Origin of the sequence: Sorangium sp. So ce362 (assembly GCF_051519845.1) — a bacterium.
GTDB lineage: Bacteria > Myxococcota_A > Polyangia > Polyangiales > Polyangiaceae > Sorangium.
This window is the reverse complement of sequence record NZ_CP150332.1, coordinates 10,679,698-10,702,674: the sequence shown is the minus strand read 5'-3', so window position 1 is coordinate 10,702,674 and position 22,977 is coordinate 10,679,698. Positions and strand designations below refer to the sequence as shown.

General features: G+C 73.6%; 18 protein-coding genes. 8 read left to right on the top strand and 10 right to left on the bottom strand.

Translation table 11 applies throughout. From position 1 onward, the window contains the following. The first annotated feature begins 4 nt into the window (after positions 1-4). Entirely contained in the window at positions 5-1,201 is a 1,197-nt protein-coding gene (locus tag WMF17_RS41185; RefSeq protein ID WP_437646472.1) for a hypothetical protein, read from the top strand. A 640-nt stretch (positions 1,202-1,841) separates the two neighbouring features. On the opposite strand, the gene WMF17_RS41180 is transcribed toward WMF17_RS41185, so the two are convergent. Then, entirely contained in the window at positions 1,842-2,642 is an 801-nt protein-coding gene (locus WMF17_RS41180; RefSeq protein ID WP_437599014.1) for an MlaE family ABC transporter permease, read from the bottom strand. A gap of 414 nt (positions 2,643-3,056) precedes the next feature. On the opposite strand from WMF17_RS41180, the gene WMF17_RS41175 reads away from it, so the two are divergent. Beyond that, positions 3,057-4,388, top strand: a complete 1,332-nt coding sequence (locus WMF17_RS41175; RefSeq protein WP_437646471.1) for an AAA family ATPase — start codon at positions 3,057-3,059, stop codon at positions 4,386-4,388. Beyond that, positions 4,375-5,073, top strand: coding sequence for a retron system putative HNH endonuclease (locus tag WMF17_RS41170; RefSeq protein ID WP_437646470.1), 699 nt, complete (start codon positions 4,375-4,377; stop codon positions 5,071-5,073). Before WMF17_RS41175 ends, WMF17_RS41170 begins: the two co-directional genes overlap by 14 nt. A gap of 103 nt (positions 5,074-5,176) precedes the next feature. On the opposite strand, the gene tsaE is transcribed toward WMF17_RS41170, so the two are convergent. The 3 genes from tsaE to WMF17_RS41155 all read right to left on the bottom strand — a co-directional run bounded on the left by tsaE (position 5,177) and on the right by WMF17_RS41155 (position 8,850). Continuing rightward, on the bottom strand, positions 5,177-5,689 hold the full coding sequence (gene tsaE / locus WMF17_RS41165; RefSeq protein ID WP_437646469.1) for a tRNA (adenosine(37)-N6)-threonylcarbamoyltransferase complex ATPase subunit type 1 TsaE: 513 nt from the start codon (positions 5,687-5,689) through the stop codon (positions 5,177-5,179). Between the two features lie 3 nt (positions 5,690-5,692). Then, a complete protein-coding gene (locus tag WMF17_RS41160; RefSeq protein WP_437646468.1) occupies positions 5,693-6,841 on the bottom strand; it encodes a hypothetical protein in 1,149 nt (382 codons plus the stop codon). 125 nt (positions 6,842-6,966) lie between these two features. Next, the gene (locus WMF17_RS41155) at positions 6,967-8,850 is read right to left on the bottom strand and encodes a hypothetical protein (RefSeq protein ID WP_437646467.1); all 1,884 of its coding nucleotides are present in this window, start codon (positions 8,848-8,850) and stop codon (positions 6,967-6,969) included. Between the two features lie 161 nt (positions 8,851-9,011). Here WMF17_RS41155 and WMF17_RS41150 point away from each other — a divergent pair, with 161 nt between their 5' ends. From WMF17_RS41150 to sdhB, 3 genes are read left to right on the top strand one after another with little or no spacing between them, the layout of a single operon-like run. Then, positions 9,012-9,791 carry a succinate dehydrogenase gene (locus tag WMF17_RS41150; protein ID WP_437599005.1) on the top strand — a complete coding sequence of 260 codons (780 nt, stop codon included), beginning with the start codon at positions 9,012-9,014 and terminating at the stop codon, positions 9,789-9,791. Between the two features lie 55 nt (positions 9,792-9,846). Further along, the gene (gene sdhA, locus WMF17_RS41145; protein ID WP_437646466.1) at positions 9,847-11,862 is read left to right on the top strand and encodes a succinate dehydrogenase flavoprotein subunit; all 2,016 of its coding nucleotides are present in this window, start codon (positions 9,847-9,849) and stop codon (positions 11,860-11,862) included. A 1-nt stretch (position 11,863) separates the two neighbouring features. After that, positions 11,864-12,679, top strand: coding sequence for a succinate dehydrogenase iron-sulfur subunit (gene sdhB / locus WMF17_RS41140; RefSeq protein ID WP_437599002.1), 816 nt, complete (start codon positions 11,864-11,866; stop codon positions 12,677-12,679). A 34-nt stretch (positions 12,680-12,713) separates the two neighbouring features. On the opposite strand, the gene WMF17_RS41135 is transcribed toward sdhB, so the two are convergent. The 6 genes from WMF17_RS41135 to WMF17_RS41110 form a co-directional block, all read right to left on the bottom strand. Beyond that, complete coding sequence (locus WMF17_RS41135) at positions 12,714-13,286, bottom strand: hypothetical protein (RefSeq protein ID WP_437599001.1); 573 nt, start codon at positions 13,284-13,286, stop codon at positions 12,714-12,716. Between the two features lie 74 nt (positions 13,287-13,360). Continuing rightward, complete coding sequence (locus WMF17_RS41130) at positions 13,361-14,233, bottom strand: branched-chain amino acid ABC transporter permease (protein ID WP_437599000.1); 873 nt, start codon at positions 14,231-14,233, stop codon at positions 13,361-13,363. Positions 14,234-14,290: 57 nt separating this feature from the next. Continuing rightward, entirely contained in the window at positions 14,291-15,463 is a 1,173-nt protein-coding gene (locus WMF17_RS41125; RefSeq protein WP_437646465.1) for an ABC transporter substrate-binding protein, read from the bottom strand. 279 nt (positions 15,464-15,742) lie between these two features. Further along, on the bottom strand, positions 15,743-16,489 hold the full coding sequence (locus WMF17_RS41120; RefSeq protein WP_437646464.1) for a TlyA family RNA methyltransferase: 747 nt from the start codon (positions 16,487-16,489) through the stop codon (positions 15,743-15,745). Continuing rightward, on the bottom strand, positions 16,486-17,433 hold the full coding sequence (locus tag WMF17_RS41115; protein WP_437646463.1) for an ABC transporter substrate-binding protein: 948 nt from the start codon (positions 17,431-17,433) through the stop codon (positions 16,486-16,488). Before WMF17_RS41115 ends, WMF17_RS41120 begins: the two co-directional genes overlap by 4 nt. A gap of 37 nt (positions 17,434-17,470) precedes the next feature. Beyond that, complete coding sequence (locus WMF17_RS41110) at positions 17,471-18,643, bottom strand: trypsin-like serine peptidase (RefSeq protein WP_437646462.1); 1,173 nt, start codon at positions 18,641-18,643, stop codon at positions 17,471-17,473. Between the two features lie 267 nt (positions 18,644-18,910). Between WMF17_RS41110 and WMF17_RS41105 the strand changes: the two genes are divergently transcribed. Together WMF17_RS41105 and WMF17_RS41100 are read left to right on the top strand one after the other, a co-directional pair. After that, positions 18,911-21,436, top strand: coding sequence for a DNA internalization-related competence protein ComEC/Rec2 (locus WMF17_RS41105; RefSeq protein WP_437646461.1), 2,526 nt, complete (start codon positions 18,911-18,913; stop codon positions 21,434-21,436). A gap of 14 nt (positions 21,437-21,450) precedes the next feature. Beyond that, entirely contained in the window at positions 21,451-22,950 is a 1,500-nt protein-coding gene (locus tag WMF17_RS41100) for a B12-binding domain-containing radical SAM protein (protein WP_437598994.1), read from the top strand. The last annotated feature ends 27 nt before the right edge of the window (positions 22,951-22,977 follow it).

Here is a 22,977-nt window from a genome sequence, read left to right as displayed (position 1 = left end):
GGCGATGCTGCGAGCGAGCCCGCTGCTCACCGACGGACGCGCGCTGCTCGACGCCGATCGCCTGCTCCAGGCGGGGGTCGCCGAGCGGCGCGCGAGCTTCGAGCTCGCGTTCACGGCGATGCCGCCCCACGCGGGCTTCCTCGTGGTCGCCGGCGTCGAGGCGGCGCTCGAGGCGCTCGCGCTGGACGGGGCGCGCCTCGACGCGGGGGCGGTCTTCGCGGCGCGCGAGGTCTGCGGCCTGAGCGACGCGCTCGTGGAGCGGCTCGCCGACGCGCCGATCTCGATCGACATCGACGCGATGCCCGACGGGACGATCGCCTTCCCGGGCACGCCGGTGGTCACGGTGGAGGGGCCGTTCATCGAGGCGCTGCTCGCCGGCGCGCTGCTCGTGCCGGCGCTCGGCCGGGGCACGGCCGTGGCGACGCGGGCGGCGCGGCTCCTCGTCGCCTCGGACGGCGGCGCGGTCGTCGACGGGTCGTCGGCGCGGGTGCCGTTCGCCGACGAGGCGCTGGCGCTCGCCCGCGCGGCGCACGTGGGCGGCGCGTCGGCGACGACGAGCGCGCTCGCGGCCACGGCGCTCGGCGTCCCGTTCCGCGGCGAGGTGGGGATCGATCTCGGCGAGCTCGCGCCGCCGCCGTCGCCGCTCGAAGGCCGCTGGCCCTGGTACGCCGACCGGATGGTCGACCTCGGGGGCCACGAGGAGGAGGCGACGCTCCTCGAGGCGAGGCGCGTGGGCACGAGCGCCGGCGGCTGGATCGCCACGGGGCTCGCCGAGCCCGAGGGCGGCCTGCCGGCGGTGCGCTACGAGCTCGTGGCGCTCGAGGAGTCGGGCGCGTGGGCGCTGCGGCAGGGGACGAGCGATCGCGGCGACGTGATCGCGGGGCGCAAGATGGTGGCGCGCTACTACGACGAGGCGGGGCGCGCGGCCTGCGACGTGATCCACCTCGCGCACGAGCGGATGCTGGCGCCGCGCGCGCTCGGGGCCGCGAGGCTCGCGCCGCTCGCGCGGGCGGTGATGCGCGGCGGCCGCGCGCTGGAGTCGCCGGAGGCGCCGAGCGCCGGGCGCGAGCGCTCCATCGCCGGGCGCGAGCTGCTCCCGCACGGGGTCGCGCACCTGCGCGCGCCGGCGCGGTACCCGGTGCAGCTGTCGCCGGCGCTGATTGCGCTGCGGGAGCCGGAGGCGCCTGGCTCCTGGAGGTAGGGACGCGCCAGCCGAGCGCGGGGGTGGATCCGGCGGGGAGGCTCGCCGAGGTGGCCGGCCCCCGGAGAGGGTGTGCGTCGCGCGGGGCAGGGACGGGCAGAACTCGCCTGGGACGTCCTGTGCCCGGCCTGCGCAGGCCGGACACAGGACGTCAATTGGGCTCAAACATCAGCCCGTCCCCACCCCGCGCGACGCACACCCTCTCCGGGGGCCTACCGTGGATACCAAGGGGGGCGTGATCGACCGCGAACGTCAGCTCTTTTCGAAGCGCGCGCCCGACCAGAGGCCCAGAAGGCCAATCGCCGTGAGATGGGAGCCGAGGCGTGCGCGCAGGGGCGTCGGACGCACGCTTTCGGCGACGGAAGCCTCCGGAGCGCGCCGGAAGGTCTCGTTGGTGTGCCGGGGTACTCCAGGTCGGTCGTGTCGGTGTCGTCGGCCGGATCGGCGGGCGCGGCGGGCGCGGCGGGCGCGGCGGGGGTCTTGTGCTGGGGCACCTTGCGGGTCGCGAGGAGAGCGACGGCCTTCTTGTCGCTCTGCTTCGTCCCGGCGTGGTCCGCAGCCGAGCGAGCACGCGCCAGACGGCAAACCCCCTCCCCGAGCGCGCGGCGCGCGCGACGAGGGAGGGGCGGGCCGCCTCGGGTCACATGTCGAGCAGCAGCTGCGTCAGGATGTAGTTCGTGACGAGCACGGTGACGCAGCTCTCGACGACCGCCCGCGTGGTCGCGACGCCGACGCCGCGCGCGCCGCCCGAGGCGAAGAAGCCGTGGCGGCACGAGACCGACGAGACGATGAAGCCGAAGACGCACGCCTTGATGAGCCCCATCGAGATGTCGCTGGGCAGGGCGAAGTCGCGGACGCTCTGGAAGAACGAGCCCGCGTCGCCGCCGAGCCAGAGCACGGCGACGAGGTACGAGCCGCACATGCCGACGCTCGTGTACAGGATGCAGAGCAGCGGCAGCATCACCGTCGCGGCGAACAGCCGGGGCGAGAGCAGGTACTGCACCGGGCTCACGCCCATCGTCGCGATCGCGTCGATCTGCTCGGTGACGCGCATGTTGCCGAGCTCCGCGGCCATGGCGCTGCCGGCGCGGGCGGTGACCATGATCGCCGAGAAGACCGGCGCGAGCTCGCGGGCGAGCGAGACCGCGACGAGGCCGCCGACGCGGCCCTCGGCGCTGAACGCGCGCAGCGCGTAGGACGTCTGCAGCGTCACGACCATGCCGCTGAAGACGCCGGTCAGGCCGACGATGAAGACCGACTGCGCGCCCATGAAGTCCATCGCCGCCAGGAACTGCGCGGGGCGAAACGGCGGGCGCACGAGCCAGAGGAGCGTCTGGAACGTCAGCGTGACGATGTTGCCGATGTTGTCGAGGAACGCGAGGACCGGCTCCAGCGCCTTGTTGAGCAGCTCGCTGCGGCTGGTTTCCGCGCCTTCCTTCACCGTGCGCTCTTGTATCATGCAACGCCGCCGCGCACGGGGTCGGGCGCGCGAGGTGCGGCGCAGCCCGCTTGCCCCCTGGTGCCGTCCTGTCCGCCCAGGAGACGCCGGTAGCAGAGAGCCGGCTGCGGAGCGGACCTCGGGGGCAGGCGTCCGGCGGTGGCGGCTCCGGGGCGCCGCACGGGGCCGGGCTGCGCCGTCGCGGCGGTGCCTTCGTACCCTGCGGTGCTGCCTTCGCACCCTGCGGTGGTGCCTGGCTCCGCCATGGGTGGAGGCGTGGCACACCGGCGAGAGGCGATGGAGGACGCGGTCATCTCGGCGCTCGACCTGCCCGGGGTGGCGACCAGCGAGCTCGGCGATCCTGGCGAAAACCGCTAGCTCCCCGAGTTTTCAGCGCGTATCACCCGTCGAGCCTCGATGCGAATCGACGAGATCCGGCTGACCAACTTCCGCGCCTTCGAGCGGTTCGCGCTGCACCTGGAGCCGCGGCTCACGGTGCTCGTCGGCCGCAACGGGACGGGCAAGACGACCGTGCTCGAAGGGCTGTCGGTGGCGCTGGGAGCGTGGCTGAGCTTCTTCAAGGCGAGCCGGGACGATCGCGCGATCCCGAAATCGGCGGCGCGCTTCGTGACCACGATGCACGGCGGCGTCCCGAGCATGACGACATGCTACCCGGTGCGCGTCGAAGCGGGCGGTGAAACCCCGCTGGGCCGCGTGGCGTGGGCGAGGGAGCTCGGCGGTGCAGACGGCCGCACGACGACGAGCGTCACCCAGTCCGGTCGGGTAGGTCCACTGGAGGCGACCCGATTCATGCCTCGTGGCATCGAGGATGCGATATCGGGCGCCGAGCCCATCGCGCTCCCGGTGCTCGCCTACTACGGAACAGGTCGGCTCTGGCACCACAAGCGGGACAGGAACCCCGAGAAGGCGAGCCTGAAGTCCAGGCTTCAAGGCTACCGGGCCGCGCTCGAGGCCGCGTCCGACCAGAAGGGGTTCGAGGCCTGGATGGCATGGCGCGAGGAGGATCGCGTCCAGCGTCTCGCTCGCGCCGCGGAGGAGGGGCGCCCGCTCACCGAGGTGCGAAGCCCCGAGCTGGAGGGGGTGAGCGCAGCGGCCTGCGCTTGCCTCGAGGGCGCTCGCCGGATCTATTACAGCGCCAACCACCAGGAGCTGCGCATCGATTTCATGGACGGCTCCTCCCTGCCCTTCGGGGCCCTCTCCGATGGCCAGCGGAACCTCATCGCGGTGGCGGCGGACATCGCGTGGCGCGCAACGCAGCTCAACCCGCAGCTCGGCGCCGAAGCCCCTGCGCGGGCGACAGGCGTCGTGCTCATCGACGAGGTGGATCTCCACCTCCACCCCGCGTGGCAATGGCGCGTGCTCGACGATCTCCTTCAAGCCTTCCCGGGCCTCCAGTTCGTCGTGACGACGCACTCGCCTCAGGTGATGTCCGCAGCCCCGCGCGGCTCGGTGCGTCTCCTCGACCCGGATCACCAGGCGCACCGGATCGAGAGGATCGCGGGCAAGGACGCCAACACCATCCTGGAGGACATCCTCGGCGCCCCGTCACGCCTGAAGGAAACGCGGGAGAAGCTCGACGAGCTGGCGCGGTTGATCGATGACGGCCAGCTCGTGGAAGCGAAGTCGCTGCTGGCGGAGCTGTCGGGCCTCCTCGGCGAGGACGACGCTCAGATCGTCGCCGCGCGATGGGAGCTCTCCATGGCGGAGACCGGCGATGCGCCGGATTGAGAAGGACCGCGAGCCTGCTTGCCTGGCCGACCTCCGGGGCACGCCCGGCGCGGCCTGGAGCTCGGTGTACGGGGCGCAGAGGCAGCAGATGCGGGAGCACGCGTTCAAGGAGCAGCACGGGCTCTGCGCGTACTGCATGTCCCGGCTGCCGGGACCGCCGAGCGCCGAAGGCATGAAGATCGAGCACTTCAAGACGCGCGCGCTGTCGCCGGAGCTGGTGTTCGACTGGGACAACCTCCTCGGGGTCTGCCTGGGCGATGTGGGCATCCACGATGGCGGAGGAGATCACCGCGATCGCTATCACTGCGACACCTATCGCGGACATCTCCCGAGAGAGGAGCAACGGCTCGAGCTGAACCCGGCGGCGTCTCCGCCCGACGTCAGATCGATGTTCTCCTATACGAACCAGGGGGAGATGCGACCCGCGCGCGGCCTGGAGCCCGCGATGCGCGCCAGCGCTGAAGCGCAGATCGAGCGTCTGAACCTCAACATCGCGCGCCTTCAACGGAACCGGAGGGCCGTGATCGATGCTCTCCGGTCTGAATTTCAGAAGAAAGCGCCGAGGGCCGCATGCGTGAAGGCGCTGCTGGAGCTTTCGTCGACTCCGGAGGGTACCGGTCTTTTGCCGCCCTACTGCCAGGCTGCAGCCTATTACCTGGAAAAGAAGCTCCGGCAGCTCGGCTGAAGCGGCGCCTGAGAATCGCCCTCGCCCAAGGCGCATCGCGCCTTCGACCCACGCGGCGGCACCTCGACCGAACCGCTTGCCTGCGGCCACATCGCCGCCGAGCCTACGGGAGCAGCTCGACCTCGAGCGCCGCGAGCACCTCGCCGCTCCGCGCGCCGGTCGCCCTGATCTCGGCGGCGCGGCCGGGCGCGCCCGGGTCCTCGGGCGCGGCGAGGTGGATCAGGAGCGCGTCGCCGCCGAGCGCCTCCGCGAACGGCTCGCCCCACTCCACCACGACGAGCGCCCCCTCCGCGCGGCGCTCGCGCAGCCCGAGCTGGGCGAGCTCTTCGTCCGCGGCGCCGCGCGCGCCCTCCGCAGGGGACGCGCCGCCGAGGCGGTAGGCGTCGGCGTGCGCGATCGGGACGCGGCCGTCGTGCTCGTGGACCAGCGTGAAGGTCGGGCTCGTGACCGGCAGCTCCGACGGCACGCCGAGCGCGCGGCAGAGGGCGCGGGCGAAGAACGTCTTCCCGGCGCCCAGGTCGCCGGCCAGGATCACCAGATCGCCGCCCGCGAGGCGGCCGGCGAGCGCGCGCGCGAGGCGGATGGTGCTGCGGCGGCTCGGCAGCTCGATGCGCATGCGTCAGAACCGGGCCCCCGCGCCGAGCGTCGCGCCGAGCAGGAGCAGCGAGCCGTCCCCCGCGGGGACCCACCGGAGGTTGCCGAGCTGGGCCTCGAGCTGCACCGAGGAGCTCAGCGCGAGCACGACGTCGAGCGACGCCCCGATCACCGGGCGCACCTCGAGGTCGCCGCGGTACGTCGCGCCGCCGGGGCCCACGACGCCGGCGCCCGACCGGAAGAACGCGCCGGCGTGGAGCGCGGGGCCGACGTGGAGCGGGAACGCGCGCCACGCGCCGCCCTCGGGCGTCAGGCTGGGCGTCAGCATCAGGCGCGCGCCGCCCTCGATCCAGGCGGCGAACGGGCCGGCCAGGTTCCCGCCGCCGCCGGCGAACAGCTCGAGCCCGCGATCCGAGGCCGCGTAGGCCACGCGCGCCGTGCCGACCAGCGAGGCCGCGCTGCCGCTCGCGCCCGGCAGGCGCGCCGCCGCCACGGCCGCCCCGAGCGACGCGGAGAGGGCGAGCCGGCGCCCGCCCGTGTACGCAGGCCAGACGCGATCGGGCCCGAGCGGGTACGCCATCTGCACCTCCTTCGCGGGCGGCGCCGGCGGCGGCGCGGGCACCGGCGGCAGCACGGCGGACCCGCCCGCGGACGGGGGCGCGGCAGGAGGCGGCGCGCCCGCCGGCGTGGAGCCCGCGGGGCGCTCCCAGGGGAGCTCGCCGATGCCGACGCCCTCGGGGCGGAGGAGCACCGCCAGCATCTCCTGCGTCTGCTGGGCCTCCTTCCCCCGATCGACCTCCCGCGCGACCGACTCGACCCGGCCCGTCGAGGCGAGGTACGCGGTGAGCTCGACCCGGGAGGTCGTGACCGCAGGCTCGACGGTGCCGCCCAGGACCCAGTCCGCGCCCGTCCGCGCGCCCACGGCGCGGTACTCGTCCGTGGTGTCGGCGATGCCGTCGGCGACGCCCTTGAGCGCGGCCGCCACCGCGCCGTCCGGCACCGGGGTGTGGCCGAGGGCGGCGAGCCCGCGCGCGACCTCGGCCTGAGCGGCGCTCCGGGCGGCCTCGTCGGTGCCTCCGCGCGCGGGGAGCACCGCCACGCGGTCGGCGAACGCGGCCGGGGCGATCGCCGTCAGCGCGGCGGCGGCGGCACAGGAGAGGGCTCGGCGGATCATGCGGCGCCATGCTACGCCCGCCGGGACGCCGGAGCAGCCCCAGGACGACGCGGCGGCACGCTCTCCACGCCGCGCGGCGCGAGCCCCGCGCGGCGGCCAGGCGACGTTCCGGCGGCTCGCTCCGCTCATCGCGCTTTCTCGATCTCGCGGTACACGACCCCCCTCGGCAGCACGCGCTTTCCGCCGAAGCCGGTCGCCGTCGTGGTCCAGAGCTCGGCCGTCGCGTGGCTCACGGCGGTCGTCGCCGCGAGGCGCCGCGCCTTCACCTCGGCCGGGTCCTCGGTGCCCGTCTTCGGCAGCCGCTGCACGCCGGCCCAGGCGAGGACGCCGGCGTCGCGCCCGAGCGCCGCCCAGAAGCTCGGCGGCGACGGGTGGGTGGCGAGCCACACCCCGAGCGCGGCCGGCGGGCCCGCGGGCGCCCCCGGATCGCCCGCGCGCGGCGGAGGCTGCGCGCCCGCGGGCGCCGCGACGAACGGGAAGAGCCCCGCCGTCGCGACGAGCGACCCCGGCGGCGGCGGCACGGCCGCCTCGAAGCCGAGCGCGATCGTCACCGTGCGCGGGGCGGCGCGGAGCGCCTGCTCTGCGCAGGGCCCGTCCCCGGCCAGGATCACCCCTCGGATGGCCGGCGGCCGGAGGGCGCGCGGATCGAAGGTCCCGTCGCAGGGCAGCGCGAGCGCGATGCCGCGCTCGGCGAGCGCTGCGGTCGGAGCGCCCCCGGCGGCCGCGCCCGGCGGCGAGGCCGCCGCGTCCTTCCGGGCGCCGGCCTCGCCGCCCACGAGCGCCACCGGCTTCGCGCCCCGCTCCGCGAGCGCGGCGACGAGCACCTCGATGCCCCTCGCGGGCTCCTCGCCCACGACGAAGACGAACGCCCCGTCGAGCGCCGCCGGCTCCGGCGGGTGCACGAGCAGCACCGGGATCGCGTTCGCCCGCGCGAACCTCGCCGCCGCGGTCGCCTGATCTCGATCCGAGCCGGCGATGAGCACCGCGGCGCCCTCGGCGGTGAGGCTGCTCAGCGCCTCGTCGACGCTGCCCTCGCCGCCGTCGTCGCGGCTCACGAGCCGCGCGTCCGACCCCGGCCGCAGCAGCCCGAGCCCGTGCGCCACGCCGGCGGCCATCTCGACGCCCCGCCGGCGCGACTCGGACGTGCGCGTCGAGAGCAGCAGGCCGACCGTGGGGGGCTCGACGCGCGCGGTCCCCGCGCCGGCCGCGAGCTCCGAGATCGCGTCGCCCTGGCTGCCGAGCAGCGCGCCGGCCCGGTCGAGCAGCTCCTTCGCGAGCGCGACGTCGCGGCGCTCGCGGGCGACGATCGCGAGGCGCTCGGCGACCAGCGAGCGCAGGTCGACCTGCGGGTCCACGACCTCGCCGGCGGCCTGGCCGGCGCGCATCGCGCTGACGAGGTGGGCGATGGGCACCTTGCGCAGGAGCGCCCCGATCTGCGCCCGGACGGCGGCGCGGTCGTCGTCGTCCGCCTCGCGCAGCCAGACGCTCATCAGCTCGACCGCCTGCGTCCACGCGCCCGCCTCCATCGCGGCGGCCGTGACCTCCTCGTTGAGGAGCGAGCGCACGTACGCGTCGATCATCTTGCTCACCAGCGGGCGCAGCACCCCGAAGGCGGGCCTCGGCTTGCCGGCGCGCCGGAGCGCCGCGCCGCGGAGCACGCGCGCGAGGTCCGCGGTCGGACCCGGCCCCCCGGCCTCGACCTCGGCCGCGAGCGCCTCGGCGCGGCGGAGGTCCCCTCGCTCCAGCGCGATCCACGCGAGGTGGGCGGCCGCGACGCGCGCGAGATCGTCGCCCGCGTAGCGGTCGCGGAAGGCGAGGAGCTCCGGCTCGAGCGCGATGCGCTCCGCGCGCGCGCCGTTCTCGAAGCGCGCGAGGACGCGGTGCAGCTCCGCCTGGGCCGCGGGCGACCCGCCGAGCGCCGGGCTCATCGCCGCAGCGCCGTCCTGCGCGCCGCAGCCGGCGACGGCGATCGCCGCCGCGAGCAGCGCCGCGCTCGTGATCGCCGACACACGCGCGAGCAGCGGTCGCCGCGCGGCGCGCCCGGACTCCGCGCTGACGGTCGGTGCGCCGAAGGCAGCGGGAAATCGGCCCGAAGTGTCGACTGCGTTCACCTTGACGTCACCCGGGGCATCCCATACACCGGCGGCGCCCGCCTTCCATCGAGGTCAGCGTGTCCGAGGCAACCCCCGCCAGATCGCTCTTTCACAAGAGCCGCCGGTCCTTTCTCCTTCGCAAGCTGCATTCTCTCACCGGCGCCCTCCCCGTGGGCGGTTTCCTGCTCTTCCATTTCTGGACGAACGCGAAGGCGCTCCAGGGGCAGGAGCGGTTCGACGCGGCGGTCGCCGAGATCTCGCACATGCCGTACCTGCCGGTGCTCGAGCTCGGGCTCGTCGTGCTGCCGCTCGCGTTCCACGCCCTCTACGGGGTCAAGCTGGTGCTCGAGGGCAAGCCGAACGTCGGCAGCTACACGTTCTCGCGCAACTGGATGTACACGATGCAGCGGGTCACGGGGGTGCTCGCGTTCGCGTTCATCGCGTTCCACCTCTGGCAGTACTGGGCGCAGAAGTGGCTCGGGCGGATGGCGCCCGAGGAGTTCTACCCGCGGCTGTGCGCCGACATGGCGTCGACGGTGAGCGGCGTCCCGGTGATCGCGCTCGTCTACATCTTCGGCATCGCGGCGAGCGTGTTCCACTTCGCCAACGGCCTCTGGGGCTTCTGCTTCTCGTGGGGGGTCACCGTGTCGCGGCGGGCGCAGCGGATGGCCGCGGTGGTCTTCGGCGCGCTGGGCCTCCTGGTCTTCGTGCTCGGCGCCAACACGGTCATCTACTTCGCGACCGGCGCGCCGTTCCCCGGGACGCCGAGCCCGGCCGCGGAGGGGGCCCGCACGTGCGCCGAGATCGCGTCGGCCGGGCCCGGGCGCGCCGCGCTGGTCGCGCCGGCCTCGCACTGACCATCGTATCGGCCGCGCCCCGGTGGGGAGCGGCGCGGGAGCATCGAGAGCGAACATGGCCGCGAAGAGCACGACGAGGAGCGAGGGGGGGAAGGTTCGGCGCGTGATCGTCGTCGGGGGCGGGCTCGCCGGCCTGATGACGGTGATCAAGCTGTGCGAGGCGAAGGTCCCTGTCGACCTCATCTCCCTCGTGCCGGTGAAGCGCTCGCACTCGGCGTGCGCGCAGGGCGGCATCAACGCCTCGGTGAACACGAAGGGCGAGGGGGACAGCCCCCAGGTGCACCTCGAGGAGACGGCGTACGGCGGCGATTTTCTCGCGAACCAGCCGCCGATCAAGGGGATGGCGGAGGCCGCGCCCGGCATCGTCAACATGCTCGATCGCATGGGCGTGCCGTTCAACCGGACGCCCGAGGGCCTGCTCGACTTCCGCCGCTTCGGCGGCACGCTGTTCCACCGCACGGCGTTCGCCGGCGCGACGACGGGGCAGCAGCTGCTCTACGCGCTCGACGAGCAGGTGCGGCGCTTCGAGCTCGCCGACGTGACCGACGAGCACGGCGTGTCGATCCCGGGCGAGAAGATGGTCCGGAAGCACGAGTTCTGGGACTTCATCGAGGCGATCCTCGACGACTCCGGCACGTGCGTCGGCTGCGTCGTGCAGGACCTGAAAACGATGCAGATCCGCGCGTTTACCGGCGACGCGGTCGTGCTCGCGACGGGCGGCAGCGGCGTCGTCTTCGGCCGCTCCACGCTGAGCGTCATCTGCACGGGGACGGCCGCGTCGGCGGTCTACCAGCAGGGCGCCGTGTACGCGAACGGCGAGTTCGTCCAGGTGCACCCGACGGCGATCCCTGGCGCCGACAAGCTGCGGCTCATCTCGGAGAGCGCGCGCGGCGAGGGCGGCCGCGTCTGGGTGCCGAAGGGCAAGACCGACGCGCGGAGCGCGCGCGACATCCCCGAGAAGGAGCGCGACTATCTCCTCGAGCGGATGTACCCCGGCTACGGCAACCTCGTCCCCCGCGACATCGCGGCGCGCGCGATCTTCCGGACGTGCTTCCACGAGGGGCGCGGCATCTGGAACGCCGCGACGGGCCGGAACGAGAACGAGGTCTACCTCGACCTGACCCACAAGGACGAGAAGTTCCTCCGGGCGAAGCTCGCGGGCATCCTCGAGATCTACGAGAAGTTCGCGGGCACCGACCCGTACAAGAACCCGATGAAGGTCTTCCCGGCGGTCCACTACACGATGGGCGGCCTGTGGGTCGACTACGAGGCGGACGCGCGGGGCTCGCTCAAGGTGGGGTCGCCGCGCAATCACGCGACGAGCATCCCGGGGCTCTACGCGGTGGGCGAGGTGGACTACCAGTATCACGGGGCCAACCGGCTCGGCGCCAACTCGCTGCTCTCGTGCGTCTACGGCGGCCTCGTGTGCGGTCCGGCGGTGGCGAGCTATCAGCGGAGCATCAAGCGGAGCGCCCTGGACCTGCCGCGCTCGATCTTCGACAAGGCCGAGAAGCGCGCCGAGGCCGGCTACCAGCGCATCCTGACGCAGAACCAGGAGGCGAAGCAGCCGGAGAACGCGTACCGGCTGCACCAGGAGCTCGGCGAGATGATGCTGCGCGACTGCACGATCGAGCGCGACAACGCCGCGCTCGACCGGGTGCTCGAGAAGCTCGGCGAGCTCGAGGAGCGGGCGGGGCGGATCAAGAGCACGGACACGGCCTCGCGGGTGAACCAGGGGGCGCAGTTCGTGCGGCACCTCGAGAACATGCTGGTGCTCGCGCGGGTCATCGCGCAGGGGGCGAGGAACCGCGACGAGTCGCGCGGGGCGCACTACAAGCCGGAGTTCCCGGTGCGGAACGACGCCGAGTGGCTGCGCACGACGCTGGCGCGCCACGAGGAGAAGGGCGCCGTGAGGTTCCTCCGCGCGTTCGACACGACGTGCGCCGGCCAGTCGGTCCACGTGACCGACGCGGTGGACACGTCGCTGGTGGCGCCGCGGGAGCGCAAGTACGAGCAGGCGGGCGCGGCGAGCGCGCAGGCGACAGGGAAGCTGTCGCAGAAGAGCGTGTAGGATGGCCAAGGCGAGCGGAGACGAGGCGAACGGGGTGGCGGCGCAGGCGCGGGGCGAGGGCCGGCTTGTGCACCTGCGCGTGCGGCGGCAGGACACCGCGGATCGGCCGGAGTCGCGGCGCTGGGAGGAGTTCAAGGTCCCCTACCTGCCGCAGATGAACGTGATCAGCGCGCTGCAGCAGATCCAGCGGGATCCGCGGACCGTGGACGGCAAGGAGGTGGCTCCGGTCGTCTGGGAGGCGGTGTGTCTGGAGGAGGTGTGCGGCGCGTGCACGATGGTGGTCAACGGCCGGGTCCGTCAGGCCTGCTCGGCGCTCGTCGACCAGCTCGCGCCGAAGGGCGAGGTGATCACGCTGGAGCCCATGTCCAAGTTCCCGCTCGTGCGCGACCTGCTCGTCGACCGGAGCCGGATGTTCGAGGACATGAAGCGGGTCCGCGCGTGGATCGACATCGACGGCACGCACGAGCTCGGCCCGGGTCCACGCGAGTCGCCGGAGCGGCAGGAGGAGCGGTATTCGCTCTCCCGCTGCATGACGTGCGGCTGCTGTGTCGAGGCGTGCCCGCAGTACAACGACGGGACGAAGTTCGTCGGCGCCTTCGCGATCAACCTGGTGCGGCTCTACAACATGCATCCTTCCGGGGCGATGCGCGAGGGCGAGCGCCTGGAGTCCGTGATGAGCGAGGGCGGGATCACCGATTGCGGCAAGTCGCAGAACTGCGTCGAGGTGTGCCCGAAGGAGATCCCGCTCGTCGACTCGATCGCCGCGGTCGCCCGCGACACGACGAAGAGGATGCTGTTCGGCTGGCTGCTGAAATAGAGCGGCGTGTACCCGACGTCGCCGAGGACCGCGCTCAGGGGAAAGGCGATCCCGCCCCGAACCCGAGCCCGAAGCCCGACCCGAACCCCACGCCCACCGGCGCCGTCGTGGTCTGCCGCTCCAGCTTGCGGATGCGCATCCCGAGCAGGTGCGTGATCAGCGTGCAGGTCTGGTGCGCGCGCGGCGTCACCTCGCACCCCAGCCAGACGCCGAACGGCTCCCGCTCGCCCTCCTCGGCGTAGCGGATCACCGGGCCGTTCTGGGCGACCGTGAGCCACGCGTTCGCCTCGCCCGGCAGCGACGCGTGCAGCACGCCGACCTGGCCCAGCGCGTCGTCGTTCGGGCCAATGACCCGGCCGTCCGGCTCGAGCAGCGCCAGCGGCTCGGCCTCCAGGCCGAACACCCGCCCGCCGCGATCCACGCTCAGCTGGTGCTCGCCGTTCACGAAGATCTTGCCGTCCGGCGCGATGTCGACCGCGAGGCTCCCGTGGACCCAGCGCGCCCGCGGGATGTCGAGCAGCGCGCCGCCGCGGGCCCAGTTGGCAGGGGGCGTCGCGGCGCACGCCGCGAGCAGCGAGAGCGGCACGACGAGAGCGAGGCGTCGCATGCGCCGAGCATACCGCAGCGACGAGCGGCGCGCCGGCGCGTCGGCCGATCGCCGGCCGACGCGCCGGCGCAGCGCTACACCTTCTCGGTCCCGGTCGTGCCGAGCAGCCCGGTCGGCTTCACGAGCAGCACCGCGATCAGCACCGCGAACACGAGGACGTCCTGCAAGCCGGAGTAGGGCGTGAGCTTCGTCATCTCGCCGATGATCCCGATCAGCATGCCCCCGAGCATCGCGCCCGTGATGTTGCCGATACCGCCGATGACCGCCGCCACGAAGGCGCGGTTGCCGATCACCACGCCCATCGTGGGGTACACCTGCGACTGATCGAGGCAGTAGAGCACCGCGCCCACCGCCGCGAGCATCGAGCCCGTGACGAAGGTGAGCGCGATGATGCGGCTCGTGCGGACGCCCATCAGCCGGGCGGCCTCGACGTTCACGCTGAGCGCGCGCATCGCCTTGCCCGTCCAGGTGCGCCGCACGAGCACCTCCAGGCCGATCATCACGAGGATCGAGGTGACGAAGATCACCTTGCGCGTGTGCTCGATCGGCAGGAGCTGAGGATAGCCGCGGTAGCGGGCGGTGAAGAGGAGCTGCGCCAGGTTCTGGAGGAGGACGCTCATCGCGAGCGCCGTGACGAGCGGCGTGATCCGGGTGTTCGCGAGGCCCCGCCCCCGGGATCGCAGCGGCGCGTAAGCCACCTTCTCGACAACGACCCCGAGGACCGCCGTGAAGGCCATCGCGAAGAGGGTGCCGGCCACGCCGGCGACCAGCGGCGCGTCCTGGGCGCCGAACGCCGTGATCCCGAAGAGCCCGGCGAAGGCGCCCATCATGAAGACCTCGCTATGAGCGAAGTTGATGAGCTTGAGGATGCCGTAAACCATCGTGTAGCCGAGGGCGACGAGGGCGATCATCGACCCCTGGGCGAGCCCCGTGATCAGGGCACTCACGATCTTCTCCATGGAGACCCCTTCACCGCGCGCCGAGCGAGCGCGCGGGCACGAGCACTACTGCTTCGCGCCCTTCTCGTTGACCGTGGCGTAGTAGGTAAACTGCTTGTCCTTGATCCGGACAATCACGACCGGCTTGTCGGCGTTGCGATTCGCGTCGATGGTGATGACCCCCGTCGCCCCCTGGAAACCCTTGGTGTCCTGGATGGCCTGCCGGATGTCGTCCGGCGTCATCGCCTTGGCGCGGCCCATCGCGTCGGCGAGCAGCCCGGCAGCGTCGTAGGCCTGGGCAGCCATGCTCGACGGCGTGCGGTTGTAGCGCTCCTTGTACTTCTTCACGAACGCCTGCGAGTTGGGCCAGGGGACGTCCGGCGCGTAGTGGTTCGTGAAGTACGCGCCTTCCAGCTCCTCCGCGGCGTCGCGCAGGAGCTCGTTCGCGTCCCACCCATCGCTGCCGACGAACATGTTCCCCGGCACGCCCGCGGCCTTGGCCTGCCGCGCGATGGGGGCCATGCTCGTGTAATAGATCGGCGCGTAGATCATCTCGGGGTTCGCCGACTTGAGCTCGTTGATGTACGTCGTGAAGTTTGTCTCCTTCTTGAGGAAGCTCTTCTCCATGACGATCTCGCCGCCTAGGCGCTTCACCTCGGCGCGGAACTCGTTGGCGAGGCCCGACGAGTAGAGGTCGTCGGAGGCGAAGAAGAGCCCCACCTTCTTCTTGCCGAGCGTGTTCACGATGAACTGCGCGCCCATCTGGCCCTGCACGTCGTCCGTGAAGCAGGCGCGGAACACGAAGGGGCCGACCTTCGTCACGTCCGGGTTCGTGGACGACGGCGAGATCATCGGCACCTTCTTCTTGTTGGCGACGATGCCGCCGGCGCGCGACCGGGACGAGGCGACCTCGCCGAGGAGGGCGAGCACGTGATCCCGGTCGATCAGCTGCAGGACCTTGTTGGTCGCCTCCTCGGGCTTCGACTTGTTGTCCTCGTAGAGGACGTTGATCGGCTTGCCCTTGACCCCGCCCGCCTTGTTGATCTCGTCGATGGCGAGATCGACACCCTCCTTCGAGTCGACGCCGAACGCCGTCTCCTCACCCGAGAGGCTGAAGTAGGCGCCGACCTTCCACTCGGGGTCGTCCTTCGCGTGCTTGGCCGGGTCGCCGCCCGAACCCTCGCTCGTCTTGCCGCAGCCGAGCGCCATCGCGCTCAGCGCGAGCGCCCCGGCGATCATCCTCACCAAACCCCGTCGTCCGAGCATATTGTCGTCCTCCCTGTCGCCGGGCCGCCTCGCGTGTGGGTCGCCCGCCGGTGGCCATGGCCGCCCACGCAGCGGCCCAGAGCGCGTGTACTCATCGCGTCTACCATTGTCTACGCGGCACGTCAGCTATGTCGGGCCGCGGTGCGCCGGGCGCGGGGCATCTCAAGTGTTCGATTCTCCACGGATTCCGGCGGTCGAGCCCGCGCGGGGGCTAGCCCGCGCAGGGGCTAGACGGCGCGGGGCGGAGCGAGGCTAGCCGGCGCGGCGCGCATGGACGAAGTGCTCGACGTTCCCCTTCGGCCCGCGCACCGCGCTGTCGGCCTCGCCGACGACCGAGAAGCCCGCGGCCTCGATGGCCTGGCGCGCCTCGGCGATCGCCGCGAGGCGGGTCGCCTCGTCACGGATGACGCCGCGCCCGCGGGCGGCGGCCTCGCGGCCCGCCTCGAACTGCGGCTTGATGAGCGCAACGAGGTCGCCCGAGGGGCGGAGCAGGCGGGCGATCGCGTCGATGAGCCGGGAAATGCTGATGAAGGACGCGTCGACAACGACGAGATCGATGGGGCTGTCGAAGTCCTCCCGCTGGAGCTCGCGCGCGTTGACCCGATCGCGCACCTCGACGCGCGGATCGGCGCGCAGCTTGCTGGCGAGCTGGCCGTAGCCGACGTCGACCGCGAACACCCGCGCCGCGCCGCGCTGGAGCAGGCAGTCGGTGAAGCCCCCGGTCGAGGCGCCCACGTCGACGCACGTCTTCCCGGCGACGTCGAGGCCGTGCGCCGCGAAGGCCGCGAGCGCGTGCTCGAGCTTGTCGCCGCCGCGCGAGACGAACCGCGGGCCCGAGGCGACGTTCACCTCGGCGTCCTCGGGGAGCAGCGTGCCCGGCTTGTCGATGCGGCGCGGCCCCGAGGTGACCTTGCCGGCCATGATCAGCGCCTGCGCCTCGGTGCGCGAGCCGGCGAGCTTCCGGGCGACGAGCAGCGCGTCGGCGCGGACGCGGGTCACGGCGCGCTCGGGGGCGAAGAGGGCGAAGGGGGCGCGGGGGCCGCGCCGCCGTCCCGCGAGCCGGGGACGGCCGCCGCGTCGTGGAGCGCCAGCGCGTCGCCGTGGAGCGCCCGGGCGACGGCGGCGAGCCCGTCGCCGATGCGCGGCCCCGGGCGCAGCACGACGTCGGTGCGGAGCGGGCGCACGCGCCCCTCGCGCACGGCGCGCAGGGATCTCCAGCCGAGCGCGTCCCGGAGCATCGCCAGCCTGGAGGCGCCCAGCCCGCCGGCCTCGCCGGTGCCGTCGAGCAGCACATCGGGATCCAGCGCGAGCAGGTGCTCGACGCTGATCGACGGATAGGCGCCGCCGCGGGTGATCACGTTCTCGCCGTCGGCGAGCCGGAGGAGCTCATCGGCGAAGCTGCCGGGACCCGCGGCGAAGATGGGTGAGGTATCGAACAGCATGGCGACCCGGACGCGCGGCATCTCCTTCACGGCCTGCTCGACCGCCTGGCGGCGGGCGTGGATCCGGCCGATCGCTTGCTCGGCGCCGGGGGCCGCGTCGAGCCGCCGGCCGAGCTCCGCGAGCATCGCCTCGATCTGGGCGAGCGACTCGGTCTCGGGGAAGCAGGTCGCGATCCCGTGCCCGCGCAGCGTCTCGTCCAGCGCCGGCCCCGCGGGGCCGCGGGCGCCGACGACGAGGGTCGGCGAGAGCGCGATGATCGCCTCGATGCTCGGATCGGCGTAGCCGCCGACGCTGGGCAGGCGGAGCACCTCGGGCGGGTGGTCGCAGTGGCGGGAGCGGCCGACGAGGGCCGCGCCGGCCCCGATCGCGCAGACCGCCTCGGTGGTGCTCGGCGACAGGGAGACGACGCGCGCTCCGCCCTGCGCCGCCGGGGCCCGGCGCCCGCACGCCGCGAGCGCGACCGCGGCGAGCGCCGCGAGCGCTGCTCGCCGCCGGAGCACGGTGCCCTGCGCGCGAGAAGAAGACGCGCTCCGCCCTTCAGCCAAGCCGCTCCCGGCGGCGCCGCCGCAGGCCCGCCACGGCGCCCAGGCCCGCCGCGCCGAGCAGCCAGGGGACCGGCTTTGTCGGGTCAGGCCTCGAGTGGATGCTGCACGACCCGCTCCATGCGTCGTCCTCATCGGCACCGTCGTCCTCGAGCGGCGGCTCCGGGAGCTTCGCGCAGAAGCCGGGCTCTTCGTTGCAGCTGTAGCCGCTCGGGCACGTCGCGACCTCGCTGCACGGGCGGGTGCAGTAGCCGTCGAGGCAAGCGTTCGTCAAGCACTGCTCCGGCTGCGTGCAGGCGGCGCCGACCTCCGCCGAGTAGACGGGATCGGTGGGGAAGCCGCTCGCCCAGCGGGGCGCCTCGTACCCTCCGAGCCTGGCGGCATGCAGGGTCGCCTCCTTGATCCATTCCGCCCAGCCGTACACATAGCCGTAAATCGGATACTCGCAGCGCTCGGCCCCGCGCGAGGTCACGCCGATCACGCGGTGCATCAGATCGAGGCTGGGCCCGCCCGAGTCCCCCTCGCAGATGCCCGTGTCCCCGACCCACTCGGTCGGCTTCACCACGGACGCCGGGCAGCCGTCGGACACGCAGTCGATGAAGAGGTTGTCGCGGCGTCGCCGCAGGCCCGCGCCGGTGCTCATGTCGTTCGTCGCCCCGAAGCCGACCGCATAATACTCCTCGCCCTTGGCGAGCGGCACATCGACGCGCGGCACGAGCGGCACGGCCTCGCTCTCCGGGACCAGCTCGTCCAGGATCAGGATCGCCTGGTCGTTGCCGCAGAACCTGTCCGCCCCGCTGCCGGGGAGCAGCACGAGCTCGCTGCCGCCGTAGTAGCGTGCGGACGTGCCGATCTCGGCGTCGGTCGTCGCGAAGATCCGCCGCGCCAGGTGCGTATCCGTGAACGTCGTGGAACGGCAGGTGATCTGGCCGTCGAGCTCATTGGCCATGTCCGAGACGCAGTGCCGGGCCGTCAGCACCACGTTCGGGGCGATCAGGCTACCGGTACATATCGCGCCGATCTCAGCGTTGTAGATGCCCACGACGGCCCTGTCGCCGCTGTCCAGATAACCGTCCTGGATGGCATCACGCGTCTCTCCGATCTCGTCAGGGGGCTCCTCCAGGGCCGAGCTGCACGCTGTTGAAGCGAGTCCCAGGGCAAGAATCAAGGTGACTCTGGGCGAGCAAAACGACATCGAGAGCCTCCAAGTACTGCAATGTAGGTGCGAGCCGCGAGGCGCCGCGCCGAGCAGATGATTCTAGAGGGGAATGTGCGGTCATGCACGCGCGCCCGGCGCGATGAGCGATTCGGCTCGTTGCATGCACTACATCGAGAGACCGTTCCAGAGGCCTTTCAGATTCATCAGGTAACGGACGAGCCCCGGACCGCCATGGCGGCGCCAGGGGCGCGGCGACCGGCTCCGCCGTGAAAAGCCGTGGAAACGTGCGCGGTCCGGGTGTTGCGGGGCGGTGCGGTCGTGATCGATCCGGTCCTGCTCTTCGGGCTCGCGCTCGCCGCGGGCGCGCCGCTCGCGCTCTCTCCGCTGGCCACGGCGCTCGGCGCGGCGCTCGCCGCGGCGGCGCTCCGCCGTCGGGCCGGCCACGCGGCGCTCGCCGCCGCCGCGGTGGCGCTCGTCGCCGGCGGCCTCCGCGCCCGCGCGCTGCTCGACGGCGCGGGCGGCGTCTACGATGGCGCCGCCGCGCTGCTGCATCCGCCGGCGCGCTGCGAGGTGACGGCCGCGATCGTCAGCTCGCCCGTCGTGGTCGGGGCGGCGCAGCGGCAGGCGGGCGAGGCGCCGGCCTCGCGCATCGACGTGGAGCTCACCGGCGGGACGTGCGGCGGGCGAGCCCTGCCGGGGCCGCTCCGGGCGCGCCTCTACGGGGCCCCGCTGGATCTCGCGCGCGGAGACCGGCTCGAGATCGTCGTGGATCTCGCGCCGATCCACCTGTTCCGCAACGAGGGGCTCCGCGACGCGACCGCCGCGATCGCGCGGAGCGGGATCGTCGCGAGCGGGACGATCGTCGACGCGCGGCGGACCGTGGAGGGGCGATCGATCGGGGCCGCCGTCGACCGCGCGCGGGGCCGCGTGCGGGCGCGCATCGAGGCCACGTTCCACCCCGACGCTGTCGCGCTCGGGCGCGCGCTCGTGCTCGGCGAGACCGACCTCGCGCCCGAGGACCAGGACGCCTTCCGCGAGAGCGGCCTCGCGCACCTGCTCGCGGTGTCGGGGACGCACCTGATCCTCGCGGTGGCGGGCTTCGCCGCGGTCCTGCGCGCGATCCTCGTCCGCGTCGGCCCGATCGCGGCGCGGTGGGACGCGGGCCGCATCACCGCGGCCCTGTGCGTGCCGGCCGCGTGGCTCTACGCCGACTTCGCCGGCGGCGGCGGATCGGCGATGCGCGCCGCGGCGATGCTCAGCTGCGCGATGGGCGCCCGGCTCCTGGGCCTCCGTCCGGTGGGCGTCCGCAACTTCGCCCTGTCGCTCGCGGGCGCCGCCGCGGTCGATCCGCTCGTCGCGTGCGATCTCTCGTTCGGCCTCTCCGCGGCCGCGACAGCCGGGCTGCTCTGGCTGCAGCGGCCGCTCGCCGCGGCGCTCGTCCCCGGCGAGCGAGGGCGCGGCGACGGCGGCGCCGAGGGCGGGGGGCTCGGCGCGTCGCCGCGCGCGCTGGCGCGCAAGCTCCTCGCGCCCCTCGCGACGACGCTCGCCGCCATGTTCGGGTGCGCGCCGCTGCTGCTCATGACCGGCGAGACGTTCCCGCTGCTCGGCGTGGCGGCGAACGTGGTCGCCGCGCCGATCGGCGAGCTGGCGGCGCTCCCGTTCTGCCTCGCGCACGCGGTGCTCTGGTGGGCGCCGCCGGTCGAGCGCGGGTGCGCGCTCGTCGGGTCGGGCGCGCTGCTCGCGGTGCGCGCCGTCGCCCGCGCCTCGGCGGAGACCGGCGCGGTGCTGCGCCTGCCCGAGCCGTCGCCCGCCCAGCTGGCCGCGCTCGCCGCCGCGATCGCGCTCGCGTGGGCCGCGGAGCGGCGCGGCCGCCGGCTCGCCGCGCTCGCGGCCGGCGCCGCCGCGTGGCTGCTGCTCGAGGTCGTCGCCGTGCGCGCCGGCGCGCCGCGCGGCGCGCTGCGCGTCAACGTCCTCGACGTGGGCCAAGGCGACGCCATCCTGATCGACCTGCCCGAGGGCGGCGCGATGCTCGTCGACGCGGGCGGCTTCGTGGGCAGCCCGGTCGATCCGGGCGCGCGCGTCATCCGGCCGCTCTTGCGATCGCGCCGCCGCGCGCGCCTCGACGCGGTCGTCCTCTCGCACCCGCACCCGGATCACTTCGGGGGCCTGCCCGCCGTGGTCGAGGGCGTGGAGGTCGGCGAGCTCTGGGACACCGGCCAGGGCGAGGCCGAGGGCGCGGGCCCCGTGTACGCAAGGCTGCTCTCGGACCTGCGCCGGCGCGGCGTGTCCATCGTGCGTCCCGCCTCGCTGTGCGGCAGGCCGCGGGTGCTCTCCGGGGCGACGATCGAGGTGCTCGCGCCGTGCCCCGACCTCCACCCCGACCGCGGGGCCAACGACAACTCCTTCATTCTGCGCATCACCTACGGGGCCCGTTCCGCGCTGCTCGTGGGCGACGCGGAGCACGAGACCGAGGACGCGCTCGTGGCGCATCACGGCGCCGCGCTCCGCGCCGACCTGCTCAAGGTGGGGCACCACGGCAGCCGGACCTCGACCGGCGCGGCGCTCCTCGCGGCCGTCGACCCCTCGGTCGCCGCCGTGTCCTGCGGCGTCCGCAACCGCTTCGGGCACCCGAGCCCCGAGGTGCTCTCCCGCCTGTCGGCCCGCGGCGTGGCGATCGCGCGCATGGACCGCGGCGGCGCCCTGGTCTGGGAGACCGACGGCGAGCGCGTCCTCTGGTCCCGCCCAGGCCAGCCGCCGAGCCCGGCGCCGGACCGGGCGTCCTTGCGCCTGAACGGCCCCTGAGGGACGCTCCGTCGATGTCTCGTAGCGCGATGACGACAACGATCCGCCGCCGGCTCGCGAGCGAGATCGGTCGTATCGACAAGCAGGCGCCCTTCCGCGTCGCGCTGTCTTACCCGTCCCCGTACCGGGCTGGCATGAGCTCGCTCGGCTTCCTCCAGATCTACAAGATGATCCAGGCCGAGCCCGGGATGGCGTGCGAGCGCGCCTTCCTGCCGGACGACGAGGGCCCGGGCGCCTCCGGCGTGGAGAGCGCTCCGGTCACGTACGAGGGGCTCCGCCCGCTCTCCGACTTTCCGGTCATCGCGCTCTCGGTGGCCTACGAGCTCGAGCTCGCCGGGGTCGTCCGCCTGCTCGAGCTCGCGGGGCTGCCGGCGCTCCGGGACGAGCGCGACGGCCGCCACCCGTTCGTCCTCGCGGGCGGTCCGCTCACGTTCTCGAACCCGCTGCCGCTCGCGGTGTTCGCCGACGCGATCCTCATGGGCGAGGCCGACACCCTGGCGGTGGACGTGCTCCGCCTGCTGCGGGAGGCCCCCTCGCGCGAGGCGGCGCTCGACGAGCTGGCGCGCGTCCCCCACGTCTTCGTCCCCGCGCGCCACGGCGCGGAGATGCCCCCGGTCGCCCAGTGCGACAACGCGCTCCTGCCCGCCTGGTCGCCGATCCGCGCCGAGGAGACCGAGCTCTCGAACATGTTCCTCATCGAGGCGGAGCGGGGCTGCTCGCGCGGGTGCACCTACTGCGTGATGCGCCGCTCGACCAACGGCGGCATGCGCATCGTCCCGAAGGAGCGCCTCCTCGAGCTCATCCCCGAGGACGCGCGGCGCGTCGGCCTCGTCGGCGCCGCGGTCAGCGATCACCCGAAGATCGTCGAGGTGGTCCGGTCGCTCGCCGAGCGGGGCTGCGAGGTCGGGCTGAGCAGCCTCCGGCCGGACCGGCTGACCGACGAGTTCGTCGGCGCGCTGCGGCTCGCGGGCTACAAGACGCTCACGACGGCGATGGACGGCACGAGCGAGCGCGTCCGCGAGACCCTCGAGCGGCGCGCGCGGCCCAAGCACCTCCAGCGGGCGGCCGAGCTCGCGCGGCAGCACGGGATGAACCGGCTCAAGCTGTACCTCATGGTCGGCGTCCCCGGCGAGACCGACGACGACGTCGACGAGTGCGTCGCGTTCGTCACGGAGCTCTCCCGGATCGCGCCGGTCGCGCTCGGGATCGCGCCCTTCTGCCCGAAGCGCAACACGCCGCTCCACGGCGCGCCCTTCGCGGGGATCGGCGTCGTGAACAAGCGGCTCGACCGGCTCCGCCGTGGGCTGCGCGGCCGCGCCGACGTGCGGGCCACGAGCGCGCGCTGGGCGTGGGTCGAGGCGGTGCTCGCCGCCGGCGGCGAGGCCGAGGGGCGCGCGCTGATGCAGGCGGTGCACGCGGGCGGCTCGTTCCGCGACTACGAGCGCGCGTTCGAGAAGATCAAGCGGCCGGAGCCGCCGCGCCGCCAGAGCCTGCCGCTCCTCGCGGCGGGGTGAGCGGGGCGGCCACCGCCCCGGAGGAGC

Coding starts and splice junctions, on each gene's coding strand:
- WMF17_RS41125 (WP_437646465.1), bottom strand. CDS start 15,463: ATGATCGCCGGGGCGCTCGCGCTGAGCGCGATGGCGCTCGGCTGCGGC.
- WMF17_RS41160 (WP_437646468.1), bottom strand. CDS start 6,841: ATGATCCGCCGAGCCCTCTCCTGTGCCGCCGCCGCCGCGCTGACGGCG.
- WMF17_RS41135 (WP_437599001.1), bottom strand. CDS start 13,286: ATGCGACGCCTCGCTCTCGTCGTGCCGCTCTCGCTGCTCGCGGCGTGC.
- WMF17_RS41100 (WP_437598994.1), top strand. CDS start 21,451: ATGTCTCGTAGCGCGATGACGACAACGATCCGCCGCCGGCTCGCGAGC.
- sdhB (WP_437599002.1), top strand. CDS start 11,864: ATGGCCAAGGCGAGCGGAGACGAGGCGAACGGGGTGGCGGCGCAGGCG.
- WMF17_RS41185 (WP_437646472.1), top strand. CDS start 5: ATGCTGCGAGCGAGCCCGCTGCTCACCGACGGACGCGCGCTGCTCGAC.
- WMF17_RS41170 (WP_437646470.1), top strand. CDS start 4,375: ATGCGCCGGATTGAGAAGGACCGCGAGCCTGCTTGCCTGGCCGACCTC.
- tsaE (WP_437646469.1), bottom strand. CDS start 5,689: ATGCGCATCGAGCTGCCGAGCCGCCGCAGCACCATCCGCCTCGCGCGC.
- sdhA (WP_437646466.1), top strand. CDS start 9,847: ATGGCCGCGAAGAGCACGACGAGGAGCGAGGGGGGGAAGGTTCGGCGC.
- WMF17_RS41175 (WP_437646471.1), top strand. CDS start 3,057: ATGCGAATCGACGAGATCCGGCTGACCAACTTCCGCGCCTTCGAGCGG.